Source organism: Microbulbifer maximicatervae (SeqCode) (assembly GCF_052467385.1).
Map to the genome: position 1 here is coordinate 3,979,886 of NZ_CP174311.1, position 25,156 is coordinate 4,005,041.

Annotated in this window: 22 protein-coding genes; 1 reads left to right on the plus strand and 21 read right to left on the minus strand. The window is 53.6% G+C overall.

Features of this window, described 5'->3' with window-relative positions; genetic code table 11:
- Positions 1–56: 56 nt before the first annotated feature.
- The 21 genes from der to trmJ form a co-directional block, all read right to left on the minus strand.
- Complete coding sequence (gene der / locus ACJJIR_RS17055; protein WP_282934066.1) at positions 57–1,454, minus strand: ribosome biogenesis GTPase Der; 1,398 nt, start codon at positions 1,452–1,454, stop codon at positions 57–59.
- Positions 1,455–1,600: 146 nt separating this feature from the next.
- Positions 1,601–2,764 (minus strand): outer membrane protein assembly factor BamB, encoded by a 1,164-nt coding sequence (bamB, locus tag ACJJIR_RS17060; protein WP_444906245.1) that lies wholly within the window; start codon positions 2,762–2,764, stop codon positions 1,601–1,603.
- The gene (locus ACJJIR_RS17065; RefSeq protein ID WP_444906246.1) at positions 2,764–3,471 is read right to left on the minus strand and encodes a YfgM family protein; all 708 of its coding nucleotides are present in this window, start codon (positions 3,469–3,471) and stop codon (positions 2,764–2,766) included. The genes bamB and ACJJIR_RS17065 overlap by 1 nt, the downstream gene beginning before the upstream one ends.
- Positions 3,472–3,541: 70 nt before the next feature.
- The gene (hisS, locus tag ACJJIR_RS17070) at positions 3,542–4,804 is read right to left on the minus strand and encodes a histidine--tRNA ligase (protein ID WP_444906247.1); all 1,263 of its coding nucleotides are present in this window, start codon (positions 4,802–4,804) and stop codon (positions 3,542–3,544) included.
- 58 nt (positions 4,805–4,862) lie between these two features.
- Entirely contained in the window at positions 4,863–5,975 is a 1,113-nt protein-coding gene (gene ispG / locus ACJJIR_RS17075; protein ID WP_444906248.1) for a flavodoxin-dependent (E)-4-hydroxy-3-methylbut-2-enyl-diphosphate synthase, read from the minus strand.
- Positions 5,976–6,073: 98 nt separating this feature from the next.
- On the minus strand, positions 6,074–7,030 hold the full coding sequence (locus tag ACJJIR_RS17080; protein ID WP_444906249.1) for a RodZ domain-containing protein: 957 nt from the start codon (positions 7,028–7,030) through the stop codon (positions 6,074–6,076).
- On the minus strand, positions 7,020–7,796 hold the full coding sequence (gene pilW, locus ACJJIR_RS17085; protein ID WP_444906250.1) for a type IV pilus biogenesis/stability protein PilW: 777 nt from the start codon (positions 7,794–7,796) through the stop codon (positions 7,020–7,022). Before pilW ends, ACJJIR_RS17080 begins: the two co-directional genes overlap by 11 nt.
- Before the next feature lie 355 nt (positions 7,797–8,151).
- Entirely contained in the window at positions 8,152–10,113 is a 1,962-nt protein-coding gene (locus tag ACJJIR_RS17090; RefSeq protein ID WP_444906251.1) for a cytochrome-c peroxidase, read from the minus strand.
- Positions 10,114–10,721: 608 nt separating this feature from the next.
- Positions 10,722–12,668 (minus strand): cytochrome-c peroxidase, encoded by a 1,947-nt coding sequence (locus ACJJIR_RS17095; protein ID WP_444906252.1) that lies wholly within the window; start codon positions 12,666–12,668, stop codon positions 10,722–10,724.
- Between the two features lie 411 nt (positions 12,669–13,079).
- Positions 13,080–15,041, minus strand: a complete 1,962-nt coding sequence (locus ACJJIR_RS17100; RefSeq protein WP_444906253.1) for a cytochrome-c peroxidase — start codon at positions 15,039–15,041, stop codon at positions 13,080–13,082.
- A 538-nt stretch (positions 15,042–15,579) separates the two neighbouring features.
- Positions 15,580–16,698 carry a dual-specificity RNA methyltransferase RlmN gene (rlmN, locus tag ACJJIR_RS17105; protein WP_444892905.1) on the minus strand — a complete coding sequence of 373 codons (1,119 nt, stop codon included), beginning with the start codon at positions 16,696–16,698 and terminating at the stop codon, positions 15,580–15,582.
- Between the two features lie 63 nt (positions 16,699–16,761).
- Positions 16,762–17,190: a nucleoside-diphosphate kinase gene (ndk, locus tag ACJJIR_RS17110; RefSeq protein ID WP_108731991.1), complete on the minus strand. Its 429-nt coding sequence runs from the start codon at positions 17,188–17,190 to the stop codon at positions 16,762–16,764.
- 292 nt (positions 17,191–17,482) lie between these two features.
- Positions 17,483–17,677 carry a Fe-S cluster assembly protein IscX gene (gene iscX / locus ACJJIR_RS17115; RefSeq protein ID WP_282934076.1) on the minus strand — a complete coding sequence of 65 codons (195 nt, stop codon included), beginning with the start codon at positions 17,675–17,677 and terminating at the stop codon, positions 17,483–17,485.
- A 24-nt stretch (positions 17,678–17,701) separates the two neighbouring features.
- Positions 17,702–18,040 (minus strand): ISC system 2Fe-2S type ferredoxin, encoded by a 339-nt coding sequence (gene fdx / locus ACJJIR_RS17120; protein WP_108731989.1) that lies wholly within the window; start codon positions 18,038–18,040, stop codon positions 17,702–17,704.
- A gap of 90 nt (positions 18,041–18,130) precedes the next feature.
- A complete protein-coding gene (gene hscA, locus ACJJIR_RS17125) occupies positions 18,131–20,002 on the minus strand; it encodes a Fe-S protein assembly chaperone HscA (protein ID WP_444906254.1) in 1,872 nt (623 codons plus the stop codon).
- Between the two features lie 63 nt (positions 20,003–20,065).
- Entirely contained in the window at positions 20,066–20,593 is a 528-nt protein-coding gene (hscB, locus tag ACJJIR_RS17130) for a co-chaperone HscB (RefSeq protein WP_413664557.1), read from the minus strand.
- Positions 20,594–20,729: 136 nt separating this feature from the next.
- Complete coding sequence (gene iscA, locus ACJJIR_RS17135; RefSeq protein WP_444895049.1) at positions 20,730–21,041, minus strand: iron-sulfur cluster assembly protein IscA; 312 nt, start codon at positions 21,039–21,041, stop codon at positions 20,730–20,732.
- Between the two features lie 56 nt (positions 21,042–21,097).
- A complete protein-coding gene (gene iscU, locus ACJJIR_RS17140) occupies positions 21,098–21,520 on the minus strand; it encodes a Fe-S cluster assembly scaffold IscU (protein ID WP_108731985.1) in 423 nt (140 codons plus the stop codon).
- 27 nt (positions 21,521–21,547) lie between these two features.
- A complete protein-coding gene (locus tag ACJJIR_RS17145) occupies positions 21,548–22,762 on the minus strand; it encodes an IscS subfamily cysteine desulfurase (protein ID WP_444908430.1) in 1,215 nt (404 codons plus the stop codon).
- Positions 22,763–22,824: 62 nt separating this feature from the next.
- Complete coding sequence (gene iscR / locus ACJJIR_RS17150) at positions 22,825–23,301, minus strand: Fe-S cluster assembly transcriptional regulator IscR (RefSeq protein WP_282934079.1); 477 nt, start codon at positions 23,299–23,301, stop codon at positions 22,825–22,827.
- Between the two features lie 106 nt (positions 23,302–23,407).
- Positions 23,408–24,199, minus strand: a complete 792-nt coding sequence (trmJ, locus tag ACJJIR_RS17155; RefSeq protein ID WP_444906255.1) for a tRNA (cytosine(32)/uridine(32)-2'-O)-methyltransferase TrmJ — start codon at positions 24,197–24,199, stop codon at positions 23,408–23,410.
- Positions 24,200–24,334: 135 nt separating this feature from the next.
- Here trmJ and ACJJIR_RS17160 point away from each other — a divergent pair, with 135 nt between their 5' ends.
- Entirely contained in the window at positions 24,335–25,138 is an 804-nt protein-coding gene (locus tag ACJJIR_RS17160; RefSeq protein WP_282934081.1) for an inositol monophosphatase family protein, read from the plus strand.
- Positions 25,139–25,156: the final 18 nt, after the last annotated feature.

Sequence of the window (25,156 nt, forward strand, 5' to 3'; positions counted from 1 at the left end):
GTGCGTAAACCGGCAGTATCCCTTGCCGGCTTACAGGTAACCTAAGTTACCGCCTCTTATTTTTTCTTCTTTTTAACAAACTTCATCAGGCGGCGTTTCTTGGCCTTCTGGCGGTCACTCAGCTTGTTCTTTTTGTCCGCGTAGGGGTTAGCGCTGGTGCGGAACTCAATTTTTACCGGAGTACCGTGCAAATCCAGAGCCTTGCGGAAAGTCTTCTCCAGGTAGCGCACATAATGTGCCGGTACCTGCTCAGTCTGGTTACCGTGGATCACAATAACCGGCGGATTTTGTCCGCCGGCGTGAGCGTAGCGCAATTTGATACGATGTCCGTGCACCAAAGGTGGTTGGTGCTCACTTACCGCCCACTCCAGAATACGAGTGAGGTGATTAGTGGACAGTTTGTCTGTAGCGCTCTGGTAAGCACCCTCAATGGACTCGTACAGATGCCCAACACCGGTGCCATGCAGTGCAGAAATAAAGTGCACATCAGCAAAGTCCACAAAGCGCAGGCGGCGCTCCAACTCGGCTTTCACATAGTCGCGATGATCCGCTTCCAGCCCATCCCACTTGTTCAGGGCAACTACCAGCGCGCGTCCCGCCTGTACTACGCTGCCCATCAGGTGCATATCCTGGTCCACCAGGCCTTCGCGGGCATCGATCACCAGCACCACCACGTTGGCATCTTCCACCGCCTGCAAGGTTTTGACGATAGAGAACTTCTCCACCGATTCCTTGATATTTTTCCGGCGGCGAATGCCCGCAGTATCGATCAGGGTGTAAGGCTTTTCGTCGCGTTCATAATTGATATAGACGCTATCGCGGGTTGTGCCGGGCTGATCGTAGACAACAACCCGGTCCTCACCCAAGAGGCGGTTAACCAGGGTGGATTTACCCACATTGGGGCGGCCCACAATGGCAATCTTGATTCCGGTCGCTTCTTCGGCTTCCTCTTCAACTTCCTGCTCGGGCAGGTCCTCGATAACCCGCTGCATCAGGGAGCGAACACCGCGCCCGTGGGTAGCAGTCGTCGGGAAAAGCTCACCAATACCCAACTCATAGAAAGGTGCCAGGGCAATATCCGGGTTTACCCCATCAACTTTGTTGGCCACCAGGAAAGTGGGCTTGGAGCGGGTGCGCAAGCGTTCGGCAATCATCTCGTCGGCTGGGGTCAGGCCGGCGCGGCTGTCCACCAAAAAGAGTACGAAGTCTGCTTCTTCGATGGCCTGCATAGATTGTTCGGCCATAGCCGCATCGATGCCTTCTTCGCCACCGGAAATACCACCGGTATCGACCAGTAACAGCTTGCGCCCGTCGATCTCCGCCTCACCGTACTTGCGATCGCGGGTAAGCCCGGCGTAGTTGGCCACCAAAGCGTCGCGAGACTTGGTCAACCGGTTAAAAAGTGTGGATTTGCCCACATTGGGGCGCCCGACCAGGGCAATTACTGGCAGCATACAAATTCTAGTTTTAGCCGTATAAAAAAATACAAAAGCCCGCGCGAGGCGGGCGATTTCAACTTGCCTGCGCAGCAGGCTCCTTTTGCGGGCTCTAAGCCCTAAGGCGGACAGCCTGTCCGCCTCTCGTCAGTTGGCTGCGATTATCAGGTATCAGCGAGGCGCAGAGCTGATAACTTGCCGTCATCCGACAGCACAAATATCAGGTCGCCATCAACCAGAATGGGGATGCGAATCGCATCACCGTCCACCTGCTCGCGGCCAATAAATTGTCCGGAATTGGGGTCCAGCACATGCAGGTAGCCTTCCAGATCTCCCACAACGACCACGTCCTGGAAGAAAGCCGGTCCGCTCAATTCGCGGCGCAATAGTTCGTTATTACTCCACTCGATCTGGCCGCTGCCCACATTGTAGGCATAGACGCTACCGGAGGCATCACTGAGGTAGACATGGCCACCACCTACTGCCACTTCGTGGTGGGTAGAGGCATCGCGAGCCCAGAGGCCGCGGCCATTATCTTTGGACAGGGCGACAACACGGCCCTGGTAGCTGGCGGCAAACACCAAATCACCGCGCACTACTGGAGCACCGTCGATATCAACTACCCGCTCCAGCTCCGCAGAGCCCTGGGGAATAGCGACTCGCTGTTCCCAGCGCTGAATGCCATCGCGGGCGTCCAGGGCCAGCAGTTTGCCGTTATCCAGGCCGGCAATCACCATACCACCGCTGATAACAGGTGCTGCAGTACCGCGCAGGGTCAGTACTGGCAAATTGGTATTGTGGCTCCACAACTCTTCACCGCTGGTAGCGTCGAGGCCAACCAGCTTGCCATCTACGGTCTGCAGGACAACCACGCCAGCACCGATCGCTGGAGCGGCAACTACTTCGCCGGAGACTTGGTAATTCCATAGCTCAGCGCCGTTTTCGAGGTCCAGAGCCACGGCGCGGCCGCGGTAGTCAGAGACTACCGCCATGCCCAGGCCAGTGCCCACACCACCGCTCAGATCTACATCCAGATCTGTCTCCCAGAGCTTACGCCCGGAGCTGCGATCAAAAGCACTGATTTCACCATCGCTGCTGGCAGCTATCAGGCGACCATCGATAAGGCTCGGCTGCAGCATCGCGTAACGCTTTTGGTCAATACCGCCAATATCGGCAGACCACACCTCTTGCAGGGCAACAGTGGAGTTAATATCCACCAGTTCGACGGGGTCGACATCTTCCTTCTCGTCATTAGAGGCACAGGCAGCCAGGGCCACCGCTAGCGCCACCGCTGCAGTGCGACCCGCAGCGCGATTCAGAAATCCCATTACTCGTCTCCCTCAGATACAGGCTCGGTTTGGTTCTGAGCGTCACTGCTCTCGGTTACCGCCAGGCTTTCAGCCTTCAGGCGCAGAAGTTGGGTGTTGCCCGCTTGCTCTGGCAGAAGCTCTGTCAGTGCTTGCTCGTACGCGGCACGCGCACCGGCGATGTCACCCTTTTGCTTCAGGATATCACCACGAGTCTCAGAATAAAGGGCCGCGAATGCCGGGGGTATAGTGCCCTCGAGCAATTTCAGGCCTTCATCTGACTCACCGCGGGCCGCCAAAACAGCGGCCAGGCGGCGTTTAGCGAGCAGCTCCAGGCTTGCTTCACTGGTGTTGTTGAGTACCCACTGCAGCTGCTGCTCGGCAGCTTCCAGGTCATTGCTCTCCGCTGAAATAGCCGCGAGACGCAGTGCAGCCTGGCTGGCGTAGATGCGCTTGGCAAAATCATCTTTCAGCTGCTCGGCCACATTCTTGGCAGTGGTAAGCTGCTTGTTGTCCGGTTGATTGTTGTTGGCGGAGACCGCTTCAACGAAAGTCTGGTACAGGTCAGAGGCCGCTTCAGCCTTAGTGCGCTGATCTCCCTGCCACCACTGATAACCGAAATAACCGGCCAGGGCCAGCACGACGCCAGTCACAATTCCCTTGCCATTTTCCGCCCACCAGCGCTTCAGCGTTTCTATTTGTTCTTGTTCGGTAAGATGCTCAGCCATTGGGTAATTTGCCTTTCCTGTAGATTACTAACTTTCCCGGCGGGGGCCTCCGCCTCCCTCAGTGTTTCTTTCAGCCTTGCAGCAGTGCTGCCAGCTCTTTTGGTGCCAGCGTTTGCTGCGGTTGGTCAGCGCGAAGGTACTTCACAGTTATCTGACCATTTGCAGCCTCATCTTCGCCGATAATCAGCGCATAATCGGCGCCGCTCTTATCAGCTTTCTTCATCTGGCTTTTAAAGCTTCCTCCACCACAGTGCAACTGCAGTCGCAACCAGGGCAGCTCGTCGCGCAATTGCTCGGCGGCTGTCATGGCAGCTGATTGTACATCACCAACGGCAACCAGGTAGGCATCTACCTGTTGCGAAAGGGACTCAGGCAACACTTCTAGGGTCTCCAGCATCAATACAAGACGCTCAACACCCAGGCCAAAACCCACTCCCGGAGTGGCTTTGCCACCCATCTGTTCTACCAGGCCGTCATAGCGGCCACCGGCACACACAGTGCCCTGGGCACCGAGGCTGTCGGTCACCCACTCAAATACAGTTTTTCCGTAGTAGTCGAGACCGCGCACCAACTTGGGATTGATCTCATACTTAACGCCAGCCCCGTCCAAAAGTGCCTTTAGCTGACTAAAGTGGGCGGCGGATTCCTCATCGAGGAAGTCCAGTAGACAGGGCGCATCCGCCAGCAGTTCCTGAGTTTGCGCATTTTTACTGTCGAGAATTCGCAGCGGATTGCGCTCCAGACGGCGCTGGCTGTCCTCATCCAGCTGGTCACGACGCTCACTTAAATAAGTGACCAGCGCATCCCGGTAAGCAGCGCGGCTCTCGGCGTTACCCAGGGAATTGAGCTGCAGGGTCACATGTTCGCTGATACCCAGCTGACGCCACAGTCGCGCAGTCATGATCAGGATTTCTGCATCGATATCCGGCCCTTCAATGCCAAACACCTCGACACCAAACTGGTGGAACTGACGCAGGCGCCCCTTCTGTGGGCGCTCATAGCGGAACATAGGGCCGAAATACCACAGGCGCTGTGGCTGGTTCAGCAAGTTGCTCTGGATCGCTGCACGCACAGTGCCCGCTGTGCCCTCAGGGCGCAGGGTAACGCTGTCACCGCTCTTGTCATCAAAGGTGTACATTTCCTTCTCGACAATATCGGTAGCCTCACCCACCGCACGGCAAAATAACTGGGTCGACTCCAGGTAGGGAGTACGAATTTCGGTGTAGCCATAGCGACTAGTAAGTTCACTCAGTGTGGCTTCCACGTACTGCCATACCGGGGACTGTTCCGGTAGCAGATCGTTCATGCCGCGAATTGCGCGAAGCTGTTTCAACGCTGTTCCTTAATTTTTCACTCAATTAATTGGGGCTTGCGCAGGGAGCTGTTGCCCTCTACGCCTTGGCGATGATATCCGCTTCGCGCTCGGCCTTGGCGGCCGCCTTCTCGCGAATCAAACGCTCTAAATCATCCACCAGATTTTCATTCTTAAACTTGCGGTCTGGCTGCCCATCCACATAGATGGCATGGCTCGGGGTACCACCAGTCAGGCCTACATCGGCCTCTTTCGCTTCGCCGGGGCCGTTGACGATACAGCCAATTACTGCCACATCCAGCGGTGTGATCACATCTTCCAGGCGCGTCTCCAGCTCATTCATGGTTTTCACCACATCGAAGTTCTGGCGCGAGCAGCTGGGGCAGGCAATAAAGTTAATACCTTTACTGCGCAGACGCAGGCTTTTGAGCAGATCCCAGCCCACTTTGACCTCTTCCACCGGGTCTGCAGCCAGGGAAACCCGCAGGGTGTCACCGATACCGTTGAGCAGAAGGGCACCGAGACCAATCGCCGACTTCACTGTGCCGGCACGCAAGCCGCCAGCTTCGGTAATACCCAAGTGCAGCGGTTGCTCAATCTGCTGGGCCAGCTTGCGATAGGCAGCCGTGGCCATAAAGATATCGGATGCTTTTACACTGACTTTGAAGTCCTGGAAGTCCAGGCTGTCGAGGATCGATACATGGCGCAGCGCCGACTCTACCAGAGCATCCGGCGTGGGCTCGCCATACTTTTTCTGCAGGTCTTTTTCCAGGGAGCCCGCATTGACACCGATACGAATCGGGATATTCAGATCGCGCGCTTTATCCACTACGGCCCGAATACGCTTCTCTCGGCCAATATTGCCGGGGTTAATACGCAGGCAATCCACCCCCAGGTCTGCAACCCGCAGGGCGATACGGTAATCGAAGTGAATGTCTGCGACTAACGGGACATTCACCTGTTTTTTAATTTCTCCAAACGCCTCTGCGGCATCCATGCTGGGCACAGAAACCCGCACTATATCGGCTCCAGCCTGTTCCAGGCGCTGGATCTGGCCAACAGTAGCTGCTACATCGCAGGTTTCGGTGTTGGTCATACTTTGCACCGAGATCGGGGCATCCCCTCCGACCGGTACATCACCCACCATGATCTGGCGCGACTTGCGGCGGACAATGGGAGATTCAAATTGCATAGGCTGACCTGGTGGTATTACTGATAAAAATCGAGGGGAGATTATAGAGAGATTGGGCGCAAACCTACAGGGTTCGCGCCCAAACGGGGAAGATCATCTTAATCGCCGACAATCAGACGACGAGTGCGGCGGTCGCCAATAGGCTGGCTGTCGATAGTTTCATCGCGGTAAACCACATGGGTTGCACGGGCATTTCCCAACATCAGCTCAAATGGAGCATCTCCATCTAAAGATTTGGCACTGCCAGCAGCTTGGACCCCGGCCAGTAAAATCACACCTTGTGCGTCTTTCACCTCAACCCAGGCATCTTCATCAAAGCGAAGCCGCAATGCGCCTTTCAGGGCCTGGTCCAACTGGGCTACTTGGGCGGGAACAGGCTCAACCACTTTTTCCACAGAAGCAGCGGGTTTATTCTCCACCGTTTCAGCACTGCCAACCTCAAGCTGAACATGAGCAACTCCATTTGATGCTGGTGCAAATGGCTCTGAACTCAACTCTTCAACTGCGACTTCCTGCCGCTCTACTTCAGCAACCGGATCAGTTACAACTTCACTGGCAACGGGGGCTTCGGCAACCAGGTCCGCAGTATCCTCACCCATGGGCATACCGGGAATATTGACTGGAGTACCGTACTTCCACCAGAAGACACCACCTGCGAGCAACAGGGGAATCAGGGCCAGGGCACCATGTCCGCGCTTGCGCTCAGGGCGAAATGCCTCGGCTTTAGTGGTTCGCCGGGATTCACTGCACTGTGCTGGCTGCGGCCGATCCCTATCATAGGCTTCCAAAGCCGGCTCAGCAGGAATATTCAACTCGCGACAAATATTGCGGATATAGCCTCGCGTGTAGACAGCTTCTGGCTGCTTTTCGTAATTATCGCTTTCAATCCACTCAACTGTGTTATCAATAATACACAGGCGCTGCGATAACTCCTCTCGGGACAGCCCGGCCGCTTCCCGAGCCGCCAGCAAAAGATTGCCAGCGGAACCCTTAGAAGTTTGCGTATTGGATACGACCTCACCACCTTCGCAGTGTTCGGGACTACTATCCGTCATTACCACTCAACTCCTGATATTTCAGTGTCTCCGCAGAGTACGGGTACAAATTCTTCAAAGCAAGGGCGTAACTCCGCTCCTTGTCACGATTGCCAAACACCTTCTCGATACGAATCCCAAGCCACAGTGACTGGGGTGTCTGGCGATTCTTTTCACTAAATTGATCCAGGTACGCCTTGGATTTTGCATAATCACCGGCGTTAAATTTCAGCTCAGCCATTTCGATCAACGCCAGCGGCAAATCGGAGTTCAGCGCTAACGCCCTGGCATAGGCCCCTTCCGCCTTGTCAGTGAAACCCAGACGCGCGGCCGTACGGCCGTAGTTAACCAAGGCAAAAGATCGACGATTATAGGTGAGGTCTGTAGAGGCGAGTTCGAACTGTTTGAGGGCCTCTTTGTAGCGCTCTTGTTTATAGAGAAAAACGCCGTAGTTAGTGTGAGCCATGGAAAACCCGTCGCTATAGCGCAAGGCTTTCTTGAAGTGAGACTCCGCAATATCCAGCTCACCATCCGCTTGATAAAGCAGTGCCAGACCGTGATGTGCCAGTGGGTTCTTTTTGCCCAATTCCAAAGCGCGGTTAAAATGACGGCGGGACTGCTCCCTGCTGTTGGGGTCCCGCAAATAGCGAAGCCCCAACTGAACATGGGTCTCCAATGCCTTATCCAGGTCAACTTCCTTGCGCTCGGGCATCCCAGAGGTTACACACCCCCCCAGCAGAGTACCGAGCAGCACCAGGAGCGACAGGCTCTTAAATTTCGCGGACACTACATCACCTGTATCTTTATTTTTCACTTATCGGCCCAGCGAGATTGCGCGGGTGTCACCAATACACCAATGAGTGCTAACGCCAATCCCTGGACAAAGCAAGCCCGCAAAACACAGCAAAACCCAACATCGACCACCGGCATCCACTGGCAGTGGTAAAAGTACATATCGGTATTTTGTGTGAGAAATCTGATCCCGCCTCAGCTGGCACTTTCCAAATCCCTATACTGCCGGAAAGCCTTGCCAGTTGCAGCCCTAAAACCCAATCAATTCCATTTAGTGATGACTTTGTCGAGTATTGTCAATCCGCCAGTACCGGTGTACCGGCGGAATAAGTAAAAAGGGCTTAGAAGAGTTAGAGTTGATTACCTTCCTGGTCAACCGCATCCAGCTGCATGCCATCTGGACCAGTGTCCCGCGGCGGAATCAATGACTGGACTGCATTGGAGTCAGTATTTGCCGCATCTGGATCAGTTAGGGTTTCGAGGAACGCTACCAGTAAATCAACTTCCTCGTCGTCCAAATTCACAGCGCCGTCGCCATTTTCAGCCAACAGTGCTTCAGTCAGTGCCTGGCCATTGGGCGCAACTTTCGCCGCACACTCATCCACCTCTGCAAACTGATCCAAATCGCACATCTCACTGTTGGTGAAATATTGGGAAACAGAGTCGGCTCGACCAGTGTAGTGTTCGACATTTCTTTTCAATGTACCGAACTGACCTGCGTGCCCCCAGGGGCCAGTGAGCGCCACGTTAAGCAGCGTTGGCGTGCGGAAGCTGCCGCTTCCATTACCACCCAAGTCAGCACCACTGCCACTCTCATCTTTACCAACACCAATTTGTGGATAACTGACAGCTCTCAACCCTTGATTAGAGAAAAAGGCTCCTGAGTGGCAATTTGTACACCCTGAATTTCGTGTCATAAAGGTAATTGCCCCTCGCTTTTCATCGTTATTGAGGGCCGCAAGGTCTCCATCAACATAATCAAAGAAGGGGTTATCAATAAAAATTTGCACCGCTTCGTAAGAGGCAATTGCCTCTGCAATTCTGCTGAAGTTAATTGCCGAATCGCCAAATGCTGCGGTAAACATTGCACCCCACGAGTCCTGGGTTAATTTTTCAGCGAGAATATCCTCACGATAATCAGTAAAACCATCATCGCTGGTATCGTCGTAACCGAACTGGGTGATATCCCCCATCTCAGCAGCTTCTGTGACCGGGAAGTGGGCTTGGGCCATCATCAGTGCGAGGGTACCAGTACCCACGGCCGCCTCTGTGTTGCGAGTAACATCCCGGGAGTCTGTCCTGAGCCCTCCATTACCATTGATCGCCACTCGGTTATCCCAAAACAAACCGTTATCCCAAAGGGCTACATTGCAGATAGGCTGGGCATTTCGAGGTACCAGCGGAACTTCATTCTGGCCGTCGGAGCGACCGGGACCGACTAATTCAGCATCAACGGGATCAACGCCAACTGGCATGGATAAGTCATCGCCACCACAACCTATTGCCGGGTGGTGGCAGGAAGAGCAAGATGCATCGCCATCAGCGCTCAGGTTTTTATTGTGAAACAAGCGCATACCCAGCTCTACCATGGCAGGGTCCTGTTCACTTCTGACCCGGGCAGCAAAGGCGCGCATATCTTCCAACTGCTCGGCCATGCCAACGTCATCCAGCACTGCCTGTAAGCAGCTATCGAGACTGCCATCAGCAATATTGACCGCTGAACGCGCATTTTGACATTCATCAAAATCGGAAATTCGGCTATCAGAACCACCTGCATCAGAACCATTACTGAGGCCGTCATTAGTATTATTTACCAATGTTCTGGCAGTGACGCTGGCGGTCTCATCTTCGCTGTCGACATCGCCGGTGGTTACTGAGTAGGTATATTCAGTGTCTGATGAGAGACCCTCATCGACATAGTATCCGCTAGTCGTCTCAGCAATTCGTTCGCTGCCACGATAGATAACATAGGTCGCACCGGTGCTTTCCCAGGAAAGACCGATACTGGTACCGGAAAATGCGTTGCCGATCAGTTCTGCAGGAATAATTCCCTGACCTGAGCCTGTATCGCCATCGCCATCGCCATCGCCATCGCCATCGCCATCGCCATCGCCATCGCCATCGCCATTATCATCATCACCTGAACCAGAATCGCCATCACTGCCAGTATCAGAAGTTTCAGTAGGCGTGTCATTGCCACTACTTGAGGAACCACCTCCTCCGCAGCCCACCATCACAAGAAATAGAGGTAGGACCAGCAGCTTTACCAGAGCCGTTAGCGATAGTGTGATTTGATTTTTATCAACATTCATAGTTCTTGACCTGCCCGTCAATGACCTTTTCTTATTCCGAGTTCTGGACAGCAAATACAGACCTAAGTGCCAGCGCTGGCATCAAAGGGTAAGGAAACACTTACTATATCTAAGAATAAATTCTGCGTTGCAACCTAATGAAAGATCTAGGGAGCCTCGCAGTGATTGCGGACCGTCCTGAAAATCAGCGGCATTGCGAAAATACCCAATTACTCCCAGGGCCTACTGTAATGACTTAAAACAGGAATAACTGCTAATAAGGTCGCAGTAAGCTACTACATCCGTTCTCATAGTCAGAAATTTAATAAAAATTAGTAGTTTCAGTGTTTGCTTAAGAGAATATGTAAATTCAATCAATGAAATTTGGGCGTTAACGCCCAAACCCCAATGAAAATATTTTTGCGCCGTTGAATCAGAGGTGGGAAAAGCAAGGAAAGTTTGTAAAAACAAACTGTGTCAGGATTATTTCAGATAGATTAAAAAAAGCTGCCGGCAATAACCGACAGCTTTTTAGTGGTGACTACCGACAAATAGCCGGCTAATCCAACTTAGGAGAAACGCAAAGCGCTCTTGACGCAACCATTTCCCAAAGAGTTATGGAATGAAGGCTATAAACTTTTACCATCGCTATCTTTTGCATCTAACTGCTTTCCATCTGGTCCACCATCCCGAGGAGGAATCAGAAACTGAATCTCATTAGAGTTGGTATTCGCGGCCTTGGGGTCAGTAAGAGTTCCCAGAAATACCACTATAAGGTCCATCTCTTCTTCGCTCAGGCGATTTATACCCCCACCCTCATTTCCATCTAAGATCGCCTGAGAGTGTGCCAAACCATTGGGAGCCAGTTTACTGGCGCAATTTTCAAGACCCTTGAATTGAGCGAGATCACACATTTCACTATTTTCAAAGTACCTGGAAATGGATGCTCCATGATCACTGTAGTGTTCAACATTTCTCTTCAGCGTGCCAAACTGCCCGTTGTGCCCCCAGGGACCGGTGATCGCCACATTCAGCAAGGTCGGTGCCCTGAATGCTCCGAACCCTAAGGAACCCTCTCCACCCATATCTTCCCCACTGCCACTCTCATCGGTTCCTATACCTATCTGCGGATAATTTGCGGCCATCAAGGCTTCAGACGTGAAGAAAGCTCCCTTGTGACAGAACGTGCACCCAGCATCCTTCGACATAAAAGTAATAGCACCACGCTTTTCCTCTACATCGAGCGCCTCCAGGTTACCGCCCACATAGTCAAAGAAGGGGTTATCGATAAATATTTGCACGGCTTCATAAGCTGCAATTGCTTCAGCAATGCGACTGAAATTGATTTCAGAATCCCCAAAGGCAGACGTAAACAGCGGAGCCCAAGCTTCGACATCCAAATTAGCCGCTAATATATCTTCGCGGTATGCAGTGAAATTTTCATCGACAGAATCATCGTATCCAAAGTCCGCGATGTCACCCATTTCTGGCGGGGCCGTTACCGGGAAATGCGCCTGCGCCATAAGTAGGGCTAACGAACCAGCCCCCACAGCATCATTCGTATTATCGGTAACATCTCTTGAATCCGTACGGAGAACGCCATTCGGACTCAGTGAGACCCGGTTATCCCAAAACAGTCCACGAGACCATAGTGACGCATTACAAATAGCTTGTGAATTTCTCGGCACTAAAGGCACTTCGTTAGTTCCATCAGATCGACCTGGCCCGAGCAAAGCGGTATCTACAGCATTCACTCCAACCGGCATCGAGAGGTCATCTCCCCCACAACCAATCGCAGGGTGGTGACAAGATGAACAAGAAGCATCTTGATTAGCACTGAGAGACTTGTTGTGGAACAGACGCATGCCCAGCTCCACCTTGGCAGGATCCTGCTCACTGCGGACCCGTGCGGCAAAAGCCCGAATGTCTTCGACAAGAGAGACCATGCGATTGTACTCGAGCATGGCTGCCAAACAATTGTCCAAGTCCTCTTCGAGTAGATCTAGTGCCGTCGCAGTATTTTTACACTCTGCAAACGTGGAGATGCGCTCATTTAAAACATCATCTTCTGTACCGTTATTCAGGCCAGCATTGGTGTCATTAACTAATGTCTTGACCGTAACCTGCGAAGCTTCCGATTCGTTTGCAGCATCAACCGTACTGACAGAGTAAACATATTCGGTGTTAACTGAGAGGCCCTGTTCGACATAATAGTTATTGCTGGTTTCCGCGACCTTTTCACCGTTTCGATAGATAAAGTAAGTCTCACCATCTCTTTCCCAGTTAAGACCGATACTGGTTCCCGAGTGGGCATAGCCAATTAGCTCAGCGGGTTCACCGGCTTCTTCAGGCTCAGGCTCAGGCTCAGGATCGGTGCCCGTTCCTGAGCCAGAACCGGAACCGGAACCGGAACCGGAACCGGAACCATCATCACCCTGAACGGTATCTGCAGGCGAATTATCCTCACTACCAGATGACCCGGAGCCGCAACCAACTAACAGCGAAAACAGCGTGAGGAAAAAGAGTCTAAGTAGGACTCTGGGAAAGACTTTTTGATCGAACTTCTGAGCACTCATAAGAATCCTAGTGGTCCCTTCCATATATTTTTAATAGTTCGTAGGTGATAACGCGACACCAATAGATTTGGTTGACCAATTAAGGAAGAAATGTGAACAAAAGTCCTGAGTGAATCCCGGAGGGAACGACCAACTCACCAGAATTTCAGGGGATAGAGTTTTTTTCCAGCAACAATTGACTAAAAACTTTGCAATCCAGACGATGACTTATACCTAGCCCTGATCGCAGGAATTCACTCTCGGATCAACTTCGGCCTGGCTCTGGAAGCAAAATAAGAATGAAACTGTGGTGAATTTTAAGGCAGAAGGTGGTTGCCTGAATGATGAATGCGAATAAAGGTCGCTAATGAAGAGCTGGCATCTCACCAGTAAGTCAATATTAGTGAGATGCTCAAATAAAATGCAGGAATATTAAAGTTCGTTGCCGTCCTGATCCCAGGCATCCAGCTGCATTCCATCGGGTCCGCCGTCACGGGGAGGAATCAGGGATTGGGTTGCATTTGAATTTACATTCTCTGCATCCGGGTCAGTGAGCGCCTCAAGAAATGCCGCTAACAGCTTCACTTCATCGTCGTCTATCGGAAGTGCTGCATCACCATCTATCTCCAGAATTGCCTCGGTCAACTCCAGACCATTGGGCGCAACTTTCGCTGCGCAGTCTGCTAGCTCGGCAAACTGATCCAGGTCGCACATTTCACTATCTGCGAAGTACCGGGACACCGAATCCGCTTGCCCGGCATAGTGCTCAATATTTCTTTCTAAGGAGCCAAACTGCCCGGCGTGCCCCCAGGGACCAGTAATGCCTGCATTGAGCAGTGTTGGAACACGAAAGCCACCGAGTACTGCCCCTCCCCAATCAGCGCCATCATCCTCTTTTCCGACACCAATTTGAGGATAGTTAACGACCCTCAAACCCTGGTTAGTAAAGAAGGCGCCCGTATGGCAAGCAGTACAACCAGAGCCTGGCGTAAAATAAGTAATTGCTCCCCGCTTCGCATCGTCATCCAGCGCTGTCAGGTCACCGTCGATATAGTCAAAGAAGGGGTTATCAATAAAAATATATACCGCTTCATAGGCGGCAATCGCCTGTGCGACCCTACTGTAGTCAATACTGTTGTCTCCATAAGCGGCAGCAAATAAGGGGCCCCAGGACTCCTCATTGAGCTTTGGTATAAGATATTCCTCACGGTAGTCAGTAAGGTCATCGTCGCTACTTTCGTCGTAGCCAAAGTCAGAAATATCCCCCATCTCAGCAGCATCAGTCACCGGAAAATGGGCTTGGGCCATCATAAGTGCCAAAGTACCGGTACCAACCGCCGCTTCAGTATTATTGGTTACATCCCTGGAGTCTGTTTTAAGGCCACCGTCGCTCGTGAAAAGAACGCGGTTGTCCCAGAATAATCCATTATCCCAGAGCGCCACATTACAAATAGGCTGGGCATTGCGTGCAACCAACGGCACTTCGTTTTCACCATCGGAACGCCCTGGGCCAAGCAAATCGGGATCAACGGCATTAACCCCAACAGACATGGAAAGATCATCACCAGCGCAGCCTATTGTCGGGTGGTGGCAAGAAGAGCAGGCGGTATCACCGTTAGCACTAAGACTTTTACTGTGGAATAACCGCATACCCAACTCAACCATCTCCGGGTCTTGCTCACTTCTAACTCGAGCAGCGAAAGCGCGCATATCCTCCAATTGCTCTGCCATTCCCACTTCATCCAGCACAGCCTGCAAGCAACTGTCGAGACTACTATCGTCAACATCTAAGGCTGAGCGCTCATTTTGACATTCATCAAAATCAACAATGCGCTTTTCAATGGCCTCTGCTTCAGTACCATTGCTCAGGCCATCATTCGTGTTATTAACCAGAGTTTTTGCAGTAACACTATTAGTATCACTATCAATACTCCCCACACCGACCCAATAACTATATTCAGTATTAACTGAGAGGACTTCATCCACGTAATGGTTATCTGTAGTTTCTGCGATCAATTCGCCATCGCGATAGATGCTGTAGGTCTCTTCAGAGTCCTCCCAGGAGAGCCCTATGCTGGTGCCGGAGAAGGGATTTGCAATCAGTTCAGCAACCAAGATCCCCTGCTCTGAATCGGAATCATCATCTGGCCCAGTATCACCATCCGAACCACCATCCGAACCACCATCAGTATCACCGTCCGAATCGTCACCATCGTCTGAGCCAGAGCTATCCCCAGAGCCGCTATCATTTTCAGTAGTTTCTGTCGGTGAATCATCCTCACCGCTAGAGGAACCACCTCCCCCACAGCCCACCATAAATAGAAATAAAGAAATGAACAGCAGCTTATTCAGCGCTACAAGCAATTGGGTTAATTGGTTTTTTTCCGCGTTCATAATGTTCGAACAGTCCCGTCGATAACTTTTCTTTTCCTAAGCCAGGCAACTCAGAGAACTCCATGCACTTCAACTCTCAACACAGCTGTGCAAGCATTTCTACACTTTGTTTTTCCTGAACCTAAGCACGCTGTAACAGCTCCAGGCCAAATGAAAATGACTGGATAGCACGCTATAGCGTCATAATGTTTTGATGGATGTTGGAGATACGGGTGTAGCTACTGCAAAGATCCAGTGCCAGACGGTCTAGTGAAGACCTCTCTCCAATGGCCAGCTATTTCATTCAAAGTCAAAATGTTGCAAGCAAAATGCAAATTAAAAAATATGATCGTTTTGACCTAATCTCATGCATATATCCAACGCTCCCTTCCCGGGTAAATTTTCCTCGAGCGTTAAACGTTAGATAAAGCAATTTCGTTGACACGAAAAATAGAATAGAAAGGAACTTTTAGGCTAAACAGAGTTTTTTTGAGAAGGGGAAAATCGAAGCCAATAGGCTGCCAACAATTTGGCAACCTATACAAAAAATTACCAGCGACTAGTTAACAATACGAACGGGGCGCTCTGCATTGCGGTAGCGCTCGGAGCGGCGGGTACGGTCATTAACACTGCCTGCCAACTGACCACAGGCCGCATCAATATCATCGCCGCGTGTAGTGCGCACAGTCACGGTATAACCTTTGTCGAGCAAAATCTGCTGGAAGCGACGCAGTGCGTTATTACTCACTCGCTGGTAGTCGGACAACTCAAACGGGTTAAAGGGAATCAGGTTAATTTTCACCGGAATCTCTTTAAGCAGCTCTGCTAATTGCTCAGCGTGCTCCGGGCGGTCGTTAACCTCGCGCATCAGCGTGTATTCAATGGTCATTTTACGGTGCGTATCCGGCATGCGGTCGATGTAGCGCTTGGCGGAATCCAGTAGCACCGCAATAGGGTATTTTTTATTGATCGGCACCAACTCGTTACGCAATTCATCGTTGGGCGCATGCAGGGAAATTGCCAGGCTCACATCGGTCACATCGGCGAGGCGGTCCAGTGCGGGCACTACACCCGAGGTCGACAGGGTAACGCGGCGCTTGGAAATACCGTAGGCGTTGTCTTCCATCATCAGGTTCATGGAATCGACCACATTGTCGAAATTGAGCAGCGGTTCACCCATGCCCATCATCACCACGTTGGTAACCTTGCGCGGTCCTTTCGGGTCCAATTGACCGAAAGATTTACAGGCAATCCAGACCTGCCCGATAATTTCTGCCGCCGTTAAATCGCGGTTAAAGCCCTGCTTGCCAGTTGCACAAAAGCTGCAATCCAGGGAACAGCCCACCTGGGAGGAGACACAAAGGGTGCCGCGATCACCATCGGGGATATAAACAGTCTCGATAGCATTGCCACCGGAGACTTTAATTAACCATTTCCGTGTGCCATCGGCGGAATCCCACTGATTCAATACTTCCGGGGCACGGACTTCGGCCACTTCCGCCAGCTTTTGACGCAGGGCCTTGCTGACATTGGTCATCTCAGCAAAATCATCAACCCCATTCTGGTGAATCCACTTTAAAACCTGAACAGCGCGGAAGCGCTTCTCGCCCAATGATTCAAAAAAGGCGGCCAGCTTTTCTACCGAAAGGCCGAGCAGGTTGGTTTTCTCTGTGGTCATTCATTTCACCTCGGGGGAAGAATTGCACCGGTCCGGACAGACCGGTGCGATTTGTGGCGCGGATTAAGCGCGCGCGCAGATTTCGTCGTCGGCGAAGAAGTAGCTTACTTCGCGAGCAGCGGACTCTGCGGAGTCGGAACCGTGTACAGCGTTGGCGTCGATGCTGTCAGCGAAGTCAGCGCGGATGGTGCCAGCAGCAGCTTCTTTAGGGTTGGTAGCACCCATCAGGTCGCGGTTTGCCAGGATAGCGTTCTCGCCTTCCAGAACCTGTACAACAACTGGACCGGAAGTCATGAAGTCAACCAGGTCTTTGAAGAAAGGACGCTCTTTGTGCTCAGCGTAGAAACCTTCAGCTTTTTCGCGGGACAGTTGAACCATCTTCATGGCAACAATGCTCAGGCCAGCTTTCTCAAAACGGCTCTCGATTTCACCGATTACATTCTTGGCGACTGCGTCCGGCTTGATGATAGAAAGGGTACGCTCCAGGGCCATGGTTATCTCCAAATTGATTTTTTGTAACTTAACTTAGGAGTCTCCAAACAACTCTGTAAGCCCCGCAGGGCGGGCCTTCAAGGCTCGCAGAGGTGTTGCGGGATTGTTGCGGAGTTGTTCAGAGGCTCCCTACATAAAGAAAGAGCAACCTACTCAGTTGCTCTTCCCTGATATTCCTTTCATACCCACCGGGGGTACTCAATTTTTGATCACCGCATTTCGCGGCCGGCGGATTATACGGGGTATTGATCGACTTTTGTACTCTCTTGCCAATACTGCCCCCGAAGGCCGGTCACTCCTGCTCTTCGATCCAGGCAGCCTGGATCGCTTCGAGGATTTTCTCTCCGCAGCGATCGGGATCGTCATCAAATCCGGGCAGCGCCATCACCCAGTTGCGCAGGTCGACAAAGTTGACCGTCAGAGGGTCCACATCCTCGTGAGCTTCGCTCAACTCTATGGCAATATCGTGAATATCAGTCCACTTCATGATTCGGCTTCCTCAGCGTGCAGGTCAGTGCTTTTCCGACACCTGGTTGATGGTGTACTTGGGAATCTCGACCACCAGGTCTTCATCCTCCACAATCGCCTGACAGGACAGGCGAGACTCCGGTTCCAAGCCCCAGGCTTTATCCAGCAGGTCCTCTTCAAGCTCGTCCGGCTCTTCCAGGGAATCGAAGCCCTCGCGCACAATGACGTGGCAAGTGGTACAAGCACAGGCTTTTTCACAAGCGTGCTCAATTTCAATATCGTTGGCCAGGGCCGCGTCGATCACGCTGACACCGCTCTCCGCTTCCACCACTTTGCCCTCAGGGCACATTTCCGGATGGGGTAAAAATACTATCTTCGGCATGGGGTACTGAACCTCTGTGGTCTCAATCCGACGGGGAGAAAGTAACGACTCCCCGGCCGCCGGCAGCGCAGAGTCTGCGCCTGATCATGGTTATTTATCAAATTCATCCAAGCTGTGGCCCTGCATAGCGCGCTTAATGGAGGCATCCATACGCTTTGCAGCAAAAGGCTCAGACAGCTTATTCAAGGCTTCGATACGTCGACGAATTTCCTCTGCGTCGCCGCCGTTATGGGCCAGGCGCAGAGCTTCCATCGCGTGCTCAAGCTCGTTTAACTCACCTTCGTCCAGCAGCTGGGCACCGTTCTCACGCAGGGCCACCAACATGCTTTCCAGGGTTCTCTCCGCTTCCACCTGGGCCTCGCGCAGGGCACGCAGGGCGATATCCTCAGCGGCGTGGGTGTAGGATTCCTGCAGCATTCGCGCAATATCCTTGTCCTCCAGCCCATAAGACGGTTTAACCGTAATATCGGCACTGACACCACTGCTTTTTTCCATGGCTGTCACCGATAAAAGACCGTCAGCATCCACCTGGAAAGTCACACGGATATGGGCGGCACCGGCCACCATCGGCGGTATGCCGCGCAATTCAAAGCGCGCCAGTGAGCGACAGTCACTCACCAGCTCCCGCTCGCCCTGCACGACATGGATCGCCATGGCAGTCTGGCCATCTTTAAAAGTGGTGAACTCCTGGGCTTTGGTGACGGGGATGGTCGTGTTGCGATCAATCAGTTTTTCCGCGAGGCCGCCCATGGTTTCAATCCCGAGGGAGAGGGGAATAACATCCAACAGCAGCAGTTCTTCGCTGGACTTATTGCCCACCAGTACATCAGCCTGAATCGCAGCGCCGATTGCTACCACTTGGTCGGGGTCAATTTCCGCATGGGGGGGACGGCCAAAATAACCCTCAACCCGCTCGCGCACGCGCAGAGTACGGGTGGAGCCACCCACCAGAACCACTTCCTGCACCTCATCGGCACTGATACCGGCGTCGCGCAGGGCGCGCTTGCAGGCGCGTAGGGTTTTGTCGATCAGGGGGTCCAGCAGTGAAGCCATAGTGTCGCGGTCAAGCACACCGGACCAGTCGCCGTATTGCACTTCCACCTGCTCGACACTGGACAGGGATTCTTTCGCAGCACAGGCGCTGTCTAACAGGACTCGCTGGGTCGCGGCGTCGAGATCGGTACCCAATCCCACTTGCTCGGCGATCCAGGAAGCGATAGTGCGATCGAAATCGTCGCCACCAAGGGCTGTATCGCCGCCGGTAGACATGACTTCAAACACACCCCGGGACAGGCGCAGAATAGAGATATCGAAGGTGCCGCCACCGAGATCATAGACCGCGATCACACCCTCTTCGCCTTTATCCAGGCCGTAGGCAACAGCCGCTGCTGTGGGCTCGTTGAGCAGGCGCAGGACTTTCAGGCCCGCCAGTTGGGCGGCGTCTTTGGTCGCTTGGCGCTGGGCATCATCGAAGTAGGCAGGCACGGTGATCACCGCACCATCCAGCTCACCGCCCGCCTTGCCGTAGAGCGCTTCGCGGCCGCGCGCGGCCAGTTTTTTCAGGATTTCTGCCGATACCTGCACCGGGTTTACCGGTCCGGCTGCAGTTTCAATCGAAGGCATACCGCCACTGCTCTCAGCCAGGCGATAGGGCAACTGTTCACCGAAACTTTTGATATCCGCAACACCTCGCCCCATCAGGCGCTTGATAGAAATCATGGTGTTGTAGGGGTCTTCTGCAGCGCACGCGCGGGCTTCAGCACCCACGGTAATCGCCTCGGCTCCATAGTGCACCGCTGATGGCAGGATCACGTCACCCTGCTCATCGGCAATGGCCTCTGCCGATCCACTGCGCACGGTCGCTACCAGTGAGTTAGTGGTCCCCAAATCGATACCCACTGCATGCTTGCGCTGGTGGGGAGCTGGGCTCTGGCCCGGTTCAGAAATCTGCAGTAATGCCATTAGTTATCTCTTCTTTAAGCGGGGCGCGGTACCGTCTGGCCCTCTCAGTCAGTGCTCTCGCAACTAGTCGTTGAAAAGGTCTTCTTCCAGCTCGTCAATTTGTTTCTCAAGCTTGGCCAGGAACTGAAGCTTGCGCAGAGAATCCTCTGCTGCGCCCAGATCGCCCCCGTCATAAGTTTCGGCAAAGCGCTGTTCCTCATTGGAGATCAGCCCCCGCGCCTCAGCACTGAGCTCATCTAGCGCAGCTGCGGGATCGGGCTGCTCGCGCACTTCTTCCAGGCGCTCGCGCAACATCATCTGCTGCATCAGAAATTCAGTATCTTTGGTGGTCTGCTCAGGTGGCACATCTACCCCGGCCAACTTGAGTAGGTAGGCGGCGCGCTGTACCGGGTCGCGCAAAACGGTGTGCGCCTCATTGATCTGAGCCGCCATTTTGATGGCCAACAATTGTTCGCCCTCGGAATGGGAAGCGTATTTATCCGGGTGGAATTCCCGCTGTAACTCCCGGTAGCGGGTCGCCAGGGCACTGCGATCGACCGCGAACGCGGGTTGCAGACCAAAAACTTCGAAATGGTTCAGGTTGGTTGCCATCTGAATATACCTACTGGGGCACAGCCTGGGACGCGGCTGAAGTTGCCGCTTACTGCTGCACGGCCCCCAACTGTCCGAGGAGCCAATAAAAAGGCCGGTATGCGCAGCGCACCCGGCCTTGTGGGGCGAGAGCGAATCAGACGTGGAAACTCTCGCCGCAGCCACACTCATTTTTTACATTGGGATTCGAGAAGGTGAAGCCTTCATTCAGGCCTTCCTTGACGAAATCCAGCTGGGTGCCGTCGAGGTAAACCAGACTCTTGGGGTCCACCACCAACTTGACGCCGTTTTGCTCAAATACCGTATCTTCGGCTTCGAACGAATCGACAAATTCCAGCACATAGGCGAGACCGGAACAGCCGGCCGTTTTGACACCGACACGAATGCCGATTCCCTTGCCTCGCTTGGCCAATTGACTTTGAATGTGGGCCTCAGCGGCCTCGGTCATACTAATAGCCAAAACAACACCTTCGCTATGTTTAGACGCTACATTTGGACGAAAAGTTAACCCGCCGCAGATTCCTTGGCTTCTACAGCGTCATCGGACTCACCGCGCTTTTCACGGATATCGCGAACCGCAGCCTTGATCGCATCTTCAGCGAGAACCGAGCAGTGGATTTTTACCGGCGGCAGCGCCAGCTCCTCTGCAATGGCAGTGTTCTTGATCTGCTCCGCTTCGTCGATCGTCTTGCCTTTCACCCACTCGGTCAGGAGGGAGCTGGAGGCAATGGCGGAACCACAGCCGTAGGTCTTAAACTTGGCGTCTTCGATAACGCCCTCGTCGCTTACCTGAATCTGTAGGCGCATCACGTCACCACAGGCGGGCGCACCCACCATACCGGTACCTACATTGTCCGCCTTGTCGTCCATACGTCCAACATTGCGGGGGTGCTCGTAGTGGTCAATTACTTTATCGCTATAGGCCATGACTTTTCTCCTAACTCTTGCGCGCGCTTAGTGAGCGGCCCATTCAATCTTGTTCAGGTCTACGCCGTCTTTGTACATATCCCAAAGCGGTGACAGTTCACGTAGTTTCTCCACTGCCTTGCGCACTTCTGCGGCAGCGGTGTCGACATCACTCTCGCTGGTAAAGCGACCGAAGCTGAAGCGCAGTGAGCTGTGCGCCAGTTCGTCGTTAACACCCAGGGCTCGCAGTACGTAACTGGGCTCCAGACTCGCAGAGGTACAGGCGGAACCGGAGGAAATCGCCAGGTCGCGCAGCGACATGATTAGGCTCTCACCTTCTACAAACGCAAAGCTCACGTTCAGGTTGCCCGGAATTCGCTGCTCGGCGGAACCGTTGATATGGACCTCTTCCATATCCTTGATCTGATCCCAGAAACGGTCGCGCAGAGAGCGCAGACGCTCGGCTTCCTGAGCCATTTCTTCTTTAGCAATACCAAAGGCTTCGCCCATACCGACAATCTGGTGAGTCGGCAGGGTACCGGAGCGCATACCGCGCTCGTGGCCGCCACCGTGCATCTGGGCTTCCAGACGGACGCGGGGCTTGCGGCGTACGTAAAGGGCACCGATACCTTTGGGGCCGTATATTTTGTGGCCGGAGAAGGACATCAGGTCAACCTTCATTTCCTGAAGGTCGATCGGCAACTTGCCGGCGCTCTGGGCCGCGTCCACATGGAAAATAACTTTGCGCGAACGACACAGTTCGCCGATTGCAGCGATATCGTTGATCACCCCGATCTCGTTGTTAACGTGCATCAGGCTCACCACGGTGGTGTCCTCGCGCATGGCTTCCTCAACCTGCTCCGGATAGACGATGCCGTCTTCGCGGGGATTCAGGTAGGTCACTTCAAAACCTTCCCGCTCCAGCTGGCGGCAGGTATCCAAAACAGCTTTGTGCTCAATTTTGGAGGTAATGATGTGCTTGCCGCGACTCTGGTAAAAGTGGGCCGCACCCTTGATACCCAGGTTGTCGGACTCGGTGGCACCGCTGGTCCAGACAATTTCGCGCGGATCGGCGTTGATCAGCTCCGCCACTTGGCGTCGGGCATTCTCCACTGCTTCTTCCGCTTTCCAACCAAACAGGTGGGAGCGGGAGGCCGGATTGCCGAAATTGCCTTCCATCGTCAGCTGCTCTGCCATTTTCTTGGCGACGCGTGGGTCAACCGGACAGGTAGCCGAATAGTCCAGATAGATGGGAAGCTTCATAGTCATACCGTTTCCGCTTAGTAAATCTCTAATATCTGTCTGCTGGCCCGTTTGGGCCCCAATCACAGGCCGCCGAGTACAGCGACCCTCTCTTCCGGCGCCTCGCGCATATCTTGCCGACGCGCAACTTCCTGCACCTCAGCTCGGGAAACCAGGTTGGCCAAGCTGATACTGCTGAGGAAGCTATGAATCTGATCGCTCAAATCTGACCAGAGGTAGTGGGTCAGGCACTGTTCGCCATTGGCACAATCCGCATTGCCGCCGCAGCTAGTGGCATCTACAGACTCATTGACTGCATCAATGATCTGCGCCACAAAAATCTCTTCACCATCCCGCGCCAGGCGATAGCCACCACCGGGTCCACGCACACTGGACACCAGCCCAGAATGCCGCAACCGGGAGAACAACTGCTCCAGGTAGGACAGTGATATACCCTGGCGCTTGGATATGTCTGCCAGACTGATCGGTCCGCGATCAGCGTGCAACGCCAGGTCCAGCATGGCAGTCACCGCGTAGCGGCCTTTGGTTGTCAAACGCATATCAGCTCCCAACTGATGTACAGCCCTTTTCCGATCGGGGCGCGAGTATGGAATAACCCACTACTGTAGTCAAGTATATAACCCAGCGGGACACTCGGGTACTCAACTAGTCGGGTCGCCCCTTACCACCAGAGCGATGAATGTAATTCTGGATTGAGGTCAACATACCGCGCAGGATACCCAGCTCCATATCATCGGGGCGCACCCGACTATACAGTCGGCGCAGGCGGGTCATTGTTTGGCGGGGGTTATCCGGGTCAATAAAGCCCAGCTCGCCCAGCGCCTGTTGCAGGTGATCGAAGTACAACTCCATATCGCTAGCCTTGGCCGGTGGGCGATCCCAATCGGTGTAATTCACAGGCTCACCCTTTTCCGCTTCCAGGGCCGCCATACGCACTTCGTAGGCAAGTACCTGAACAGCAGTCGCCAGATTCAGGGAGCTGTATTCCGGGTTGGCAGGAATATGCACATGGTAGTTACAGGCCTGTAACTCTTCGTTGGTAAGCCCTCGATCCTCGCGGCCAAACACCAAAGCAACCGGATGAGACGCGGCCTCGGCGACGGTACGCCCTCCACACTGGCGCGGGGTCAGCAGCGGCCAAGGGATTCGGCGCTCGCGAGCGCTGGTGGCCACAACAAGACCACAATCAGCCACGGCTTCTTCCAGGGTATCCACCACAACGGCGCTATCGAGCAGCTCAGCTGCCCCGGCTGCACGCCAAACCGCATTGGCTGCAGGAAATTCCCGAGGCGCTACCAGGTACAGCTGGCTCAGGCCCATATTCTTGAGCGCGCGCGCCGCACCACCAATATTTCCGGGGTGTGCGCTGTTAACCAGAACCACGCGTACATTGTCGAGTGCAGCAAGTGGAGTCGTGTCTAAAGGTGACTTGGCCATACTGAAAGTAATAAATCGGTGTCATGGGGGCGCGCGAGTGTAGCAAAAACCAATCGGAATCCCTACAATCGCGTCCGTCGCAGTTAACCTGCGGCCTGCTTTTTAACCCCTTTAACCACTTTGTGCGGAATAGTTATGGAACCCATGCTAAATATTGCCCTGCGCGCGGCGCGTAAGGCAGGAGAACTGATCGAACGGGCCTGGGAGCGCGGCGACCTGATGAAATTCGAAGAAAAGACGCGCAACGATTTCGTTACTGAAGTGGATAAGGCCAGCGAACAGGAAATTATCTATCACCTGCGCAAGGCCTACCCCAAGCACAGCATCCGCGCTGAAGAAAGCGGCCTGCAAGAGGGCGCAGAGCCCGATTACGAGTGGATTATCGATCCCCTCGATGGCACCACCAATTTTATCCACGGCGTCCCACAGTTCGCTGTTTCTATCGCCTGTCGCTATCGCGGCCGCATTGAGCACGCAGTCGTACTGGACCCGATCAAACGCGAAGAATTTACCGCAAGTCGCGGTCGCGGCGCTGCCCTGAATGGCCGCCGTATCCGCGTCTCTTCGCGACAAGGCATGCGCGGCTCTCTGATTGGCACCGGCATTCCCTTCAACGGCCTGCCGTTGGATAACATCGACGCCTACCTAGCCGCCCTTAAAGATATCGCTGGGCAAACTGCGGGAATCCGCCGCCCCGGCGCTGCAGCTCTGGATCTTGCCTATGTTGCTGCCGGGCGATTCGATGGCTTCTGGGAAATGTACCTGAACACCTGGGATATCGCAGCGGGCTCCTTGTTGGTCAAAGAAGCCGGCGGCCTGATCAGCGATTTCCGCGGTGGTGAAGACTACCTGGACTCCGGCCACCTGGTCTGTGCAACTCCGAAAGTATTTAAGCCCCTGGTGAAAATCGTGGGCAAACATATGGGGCACATACGCTAAAAGCCTGAACGGCACTCC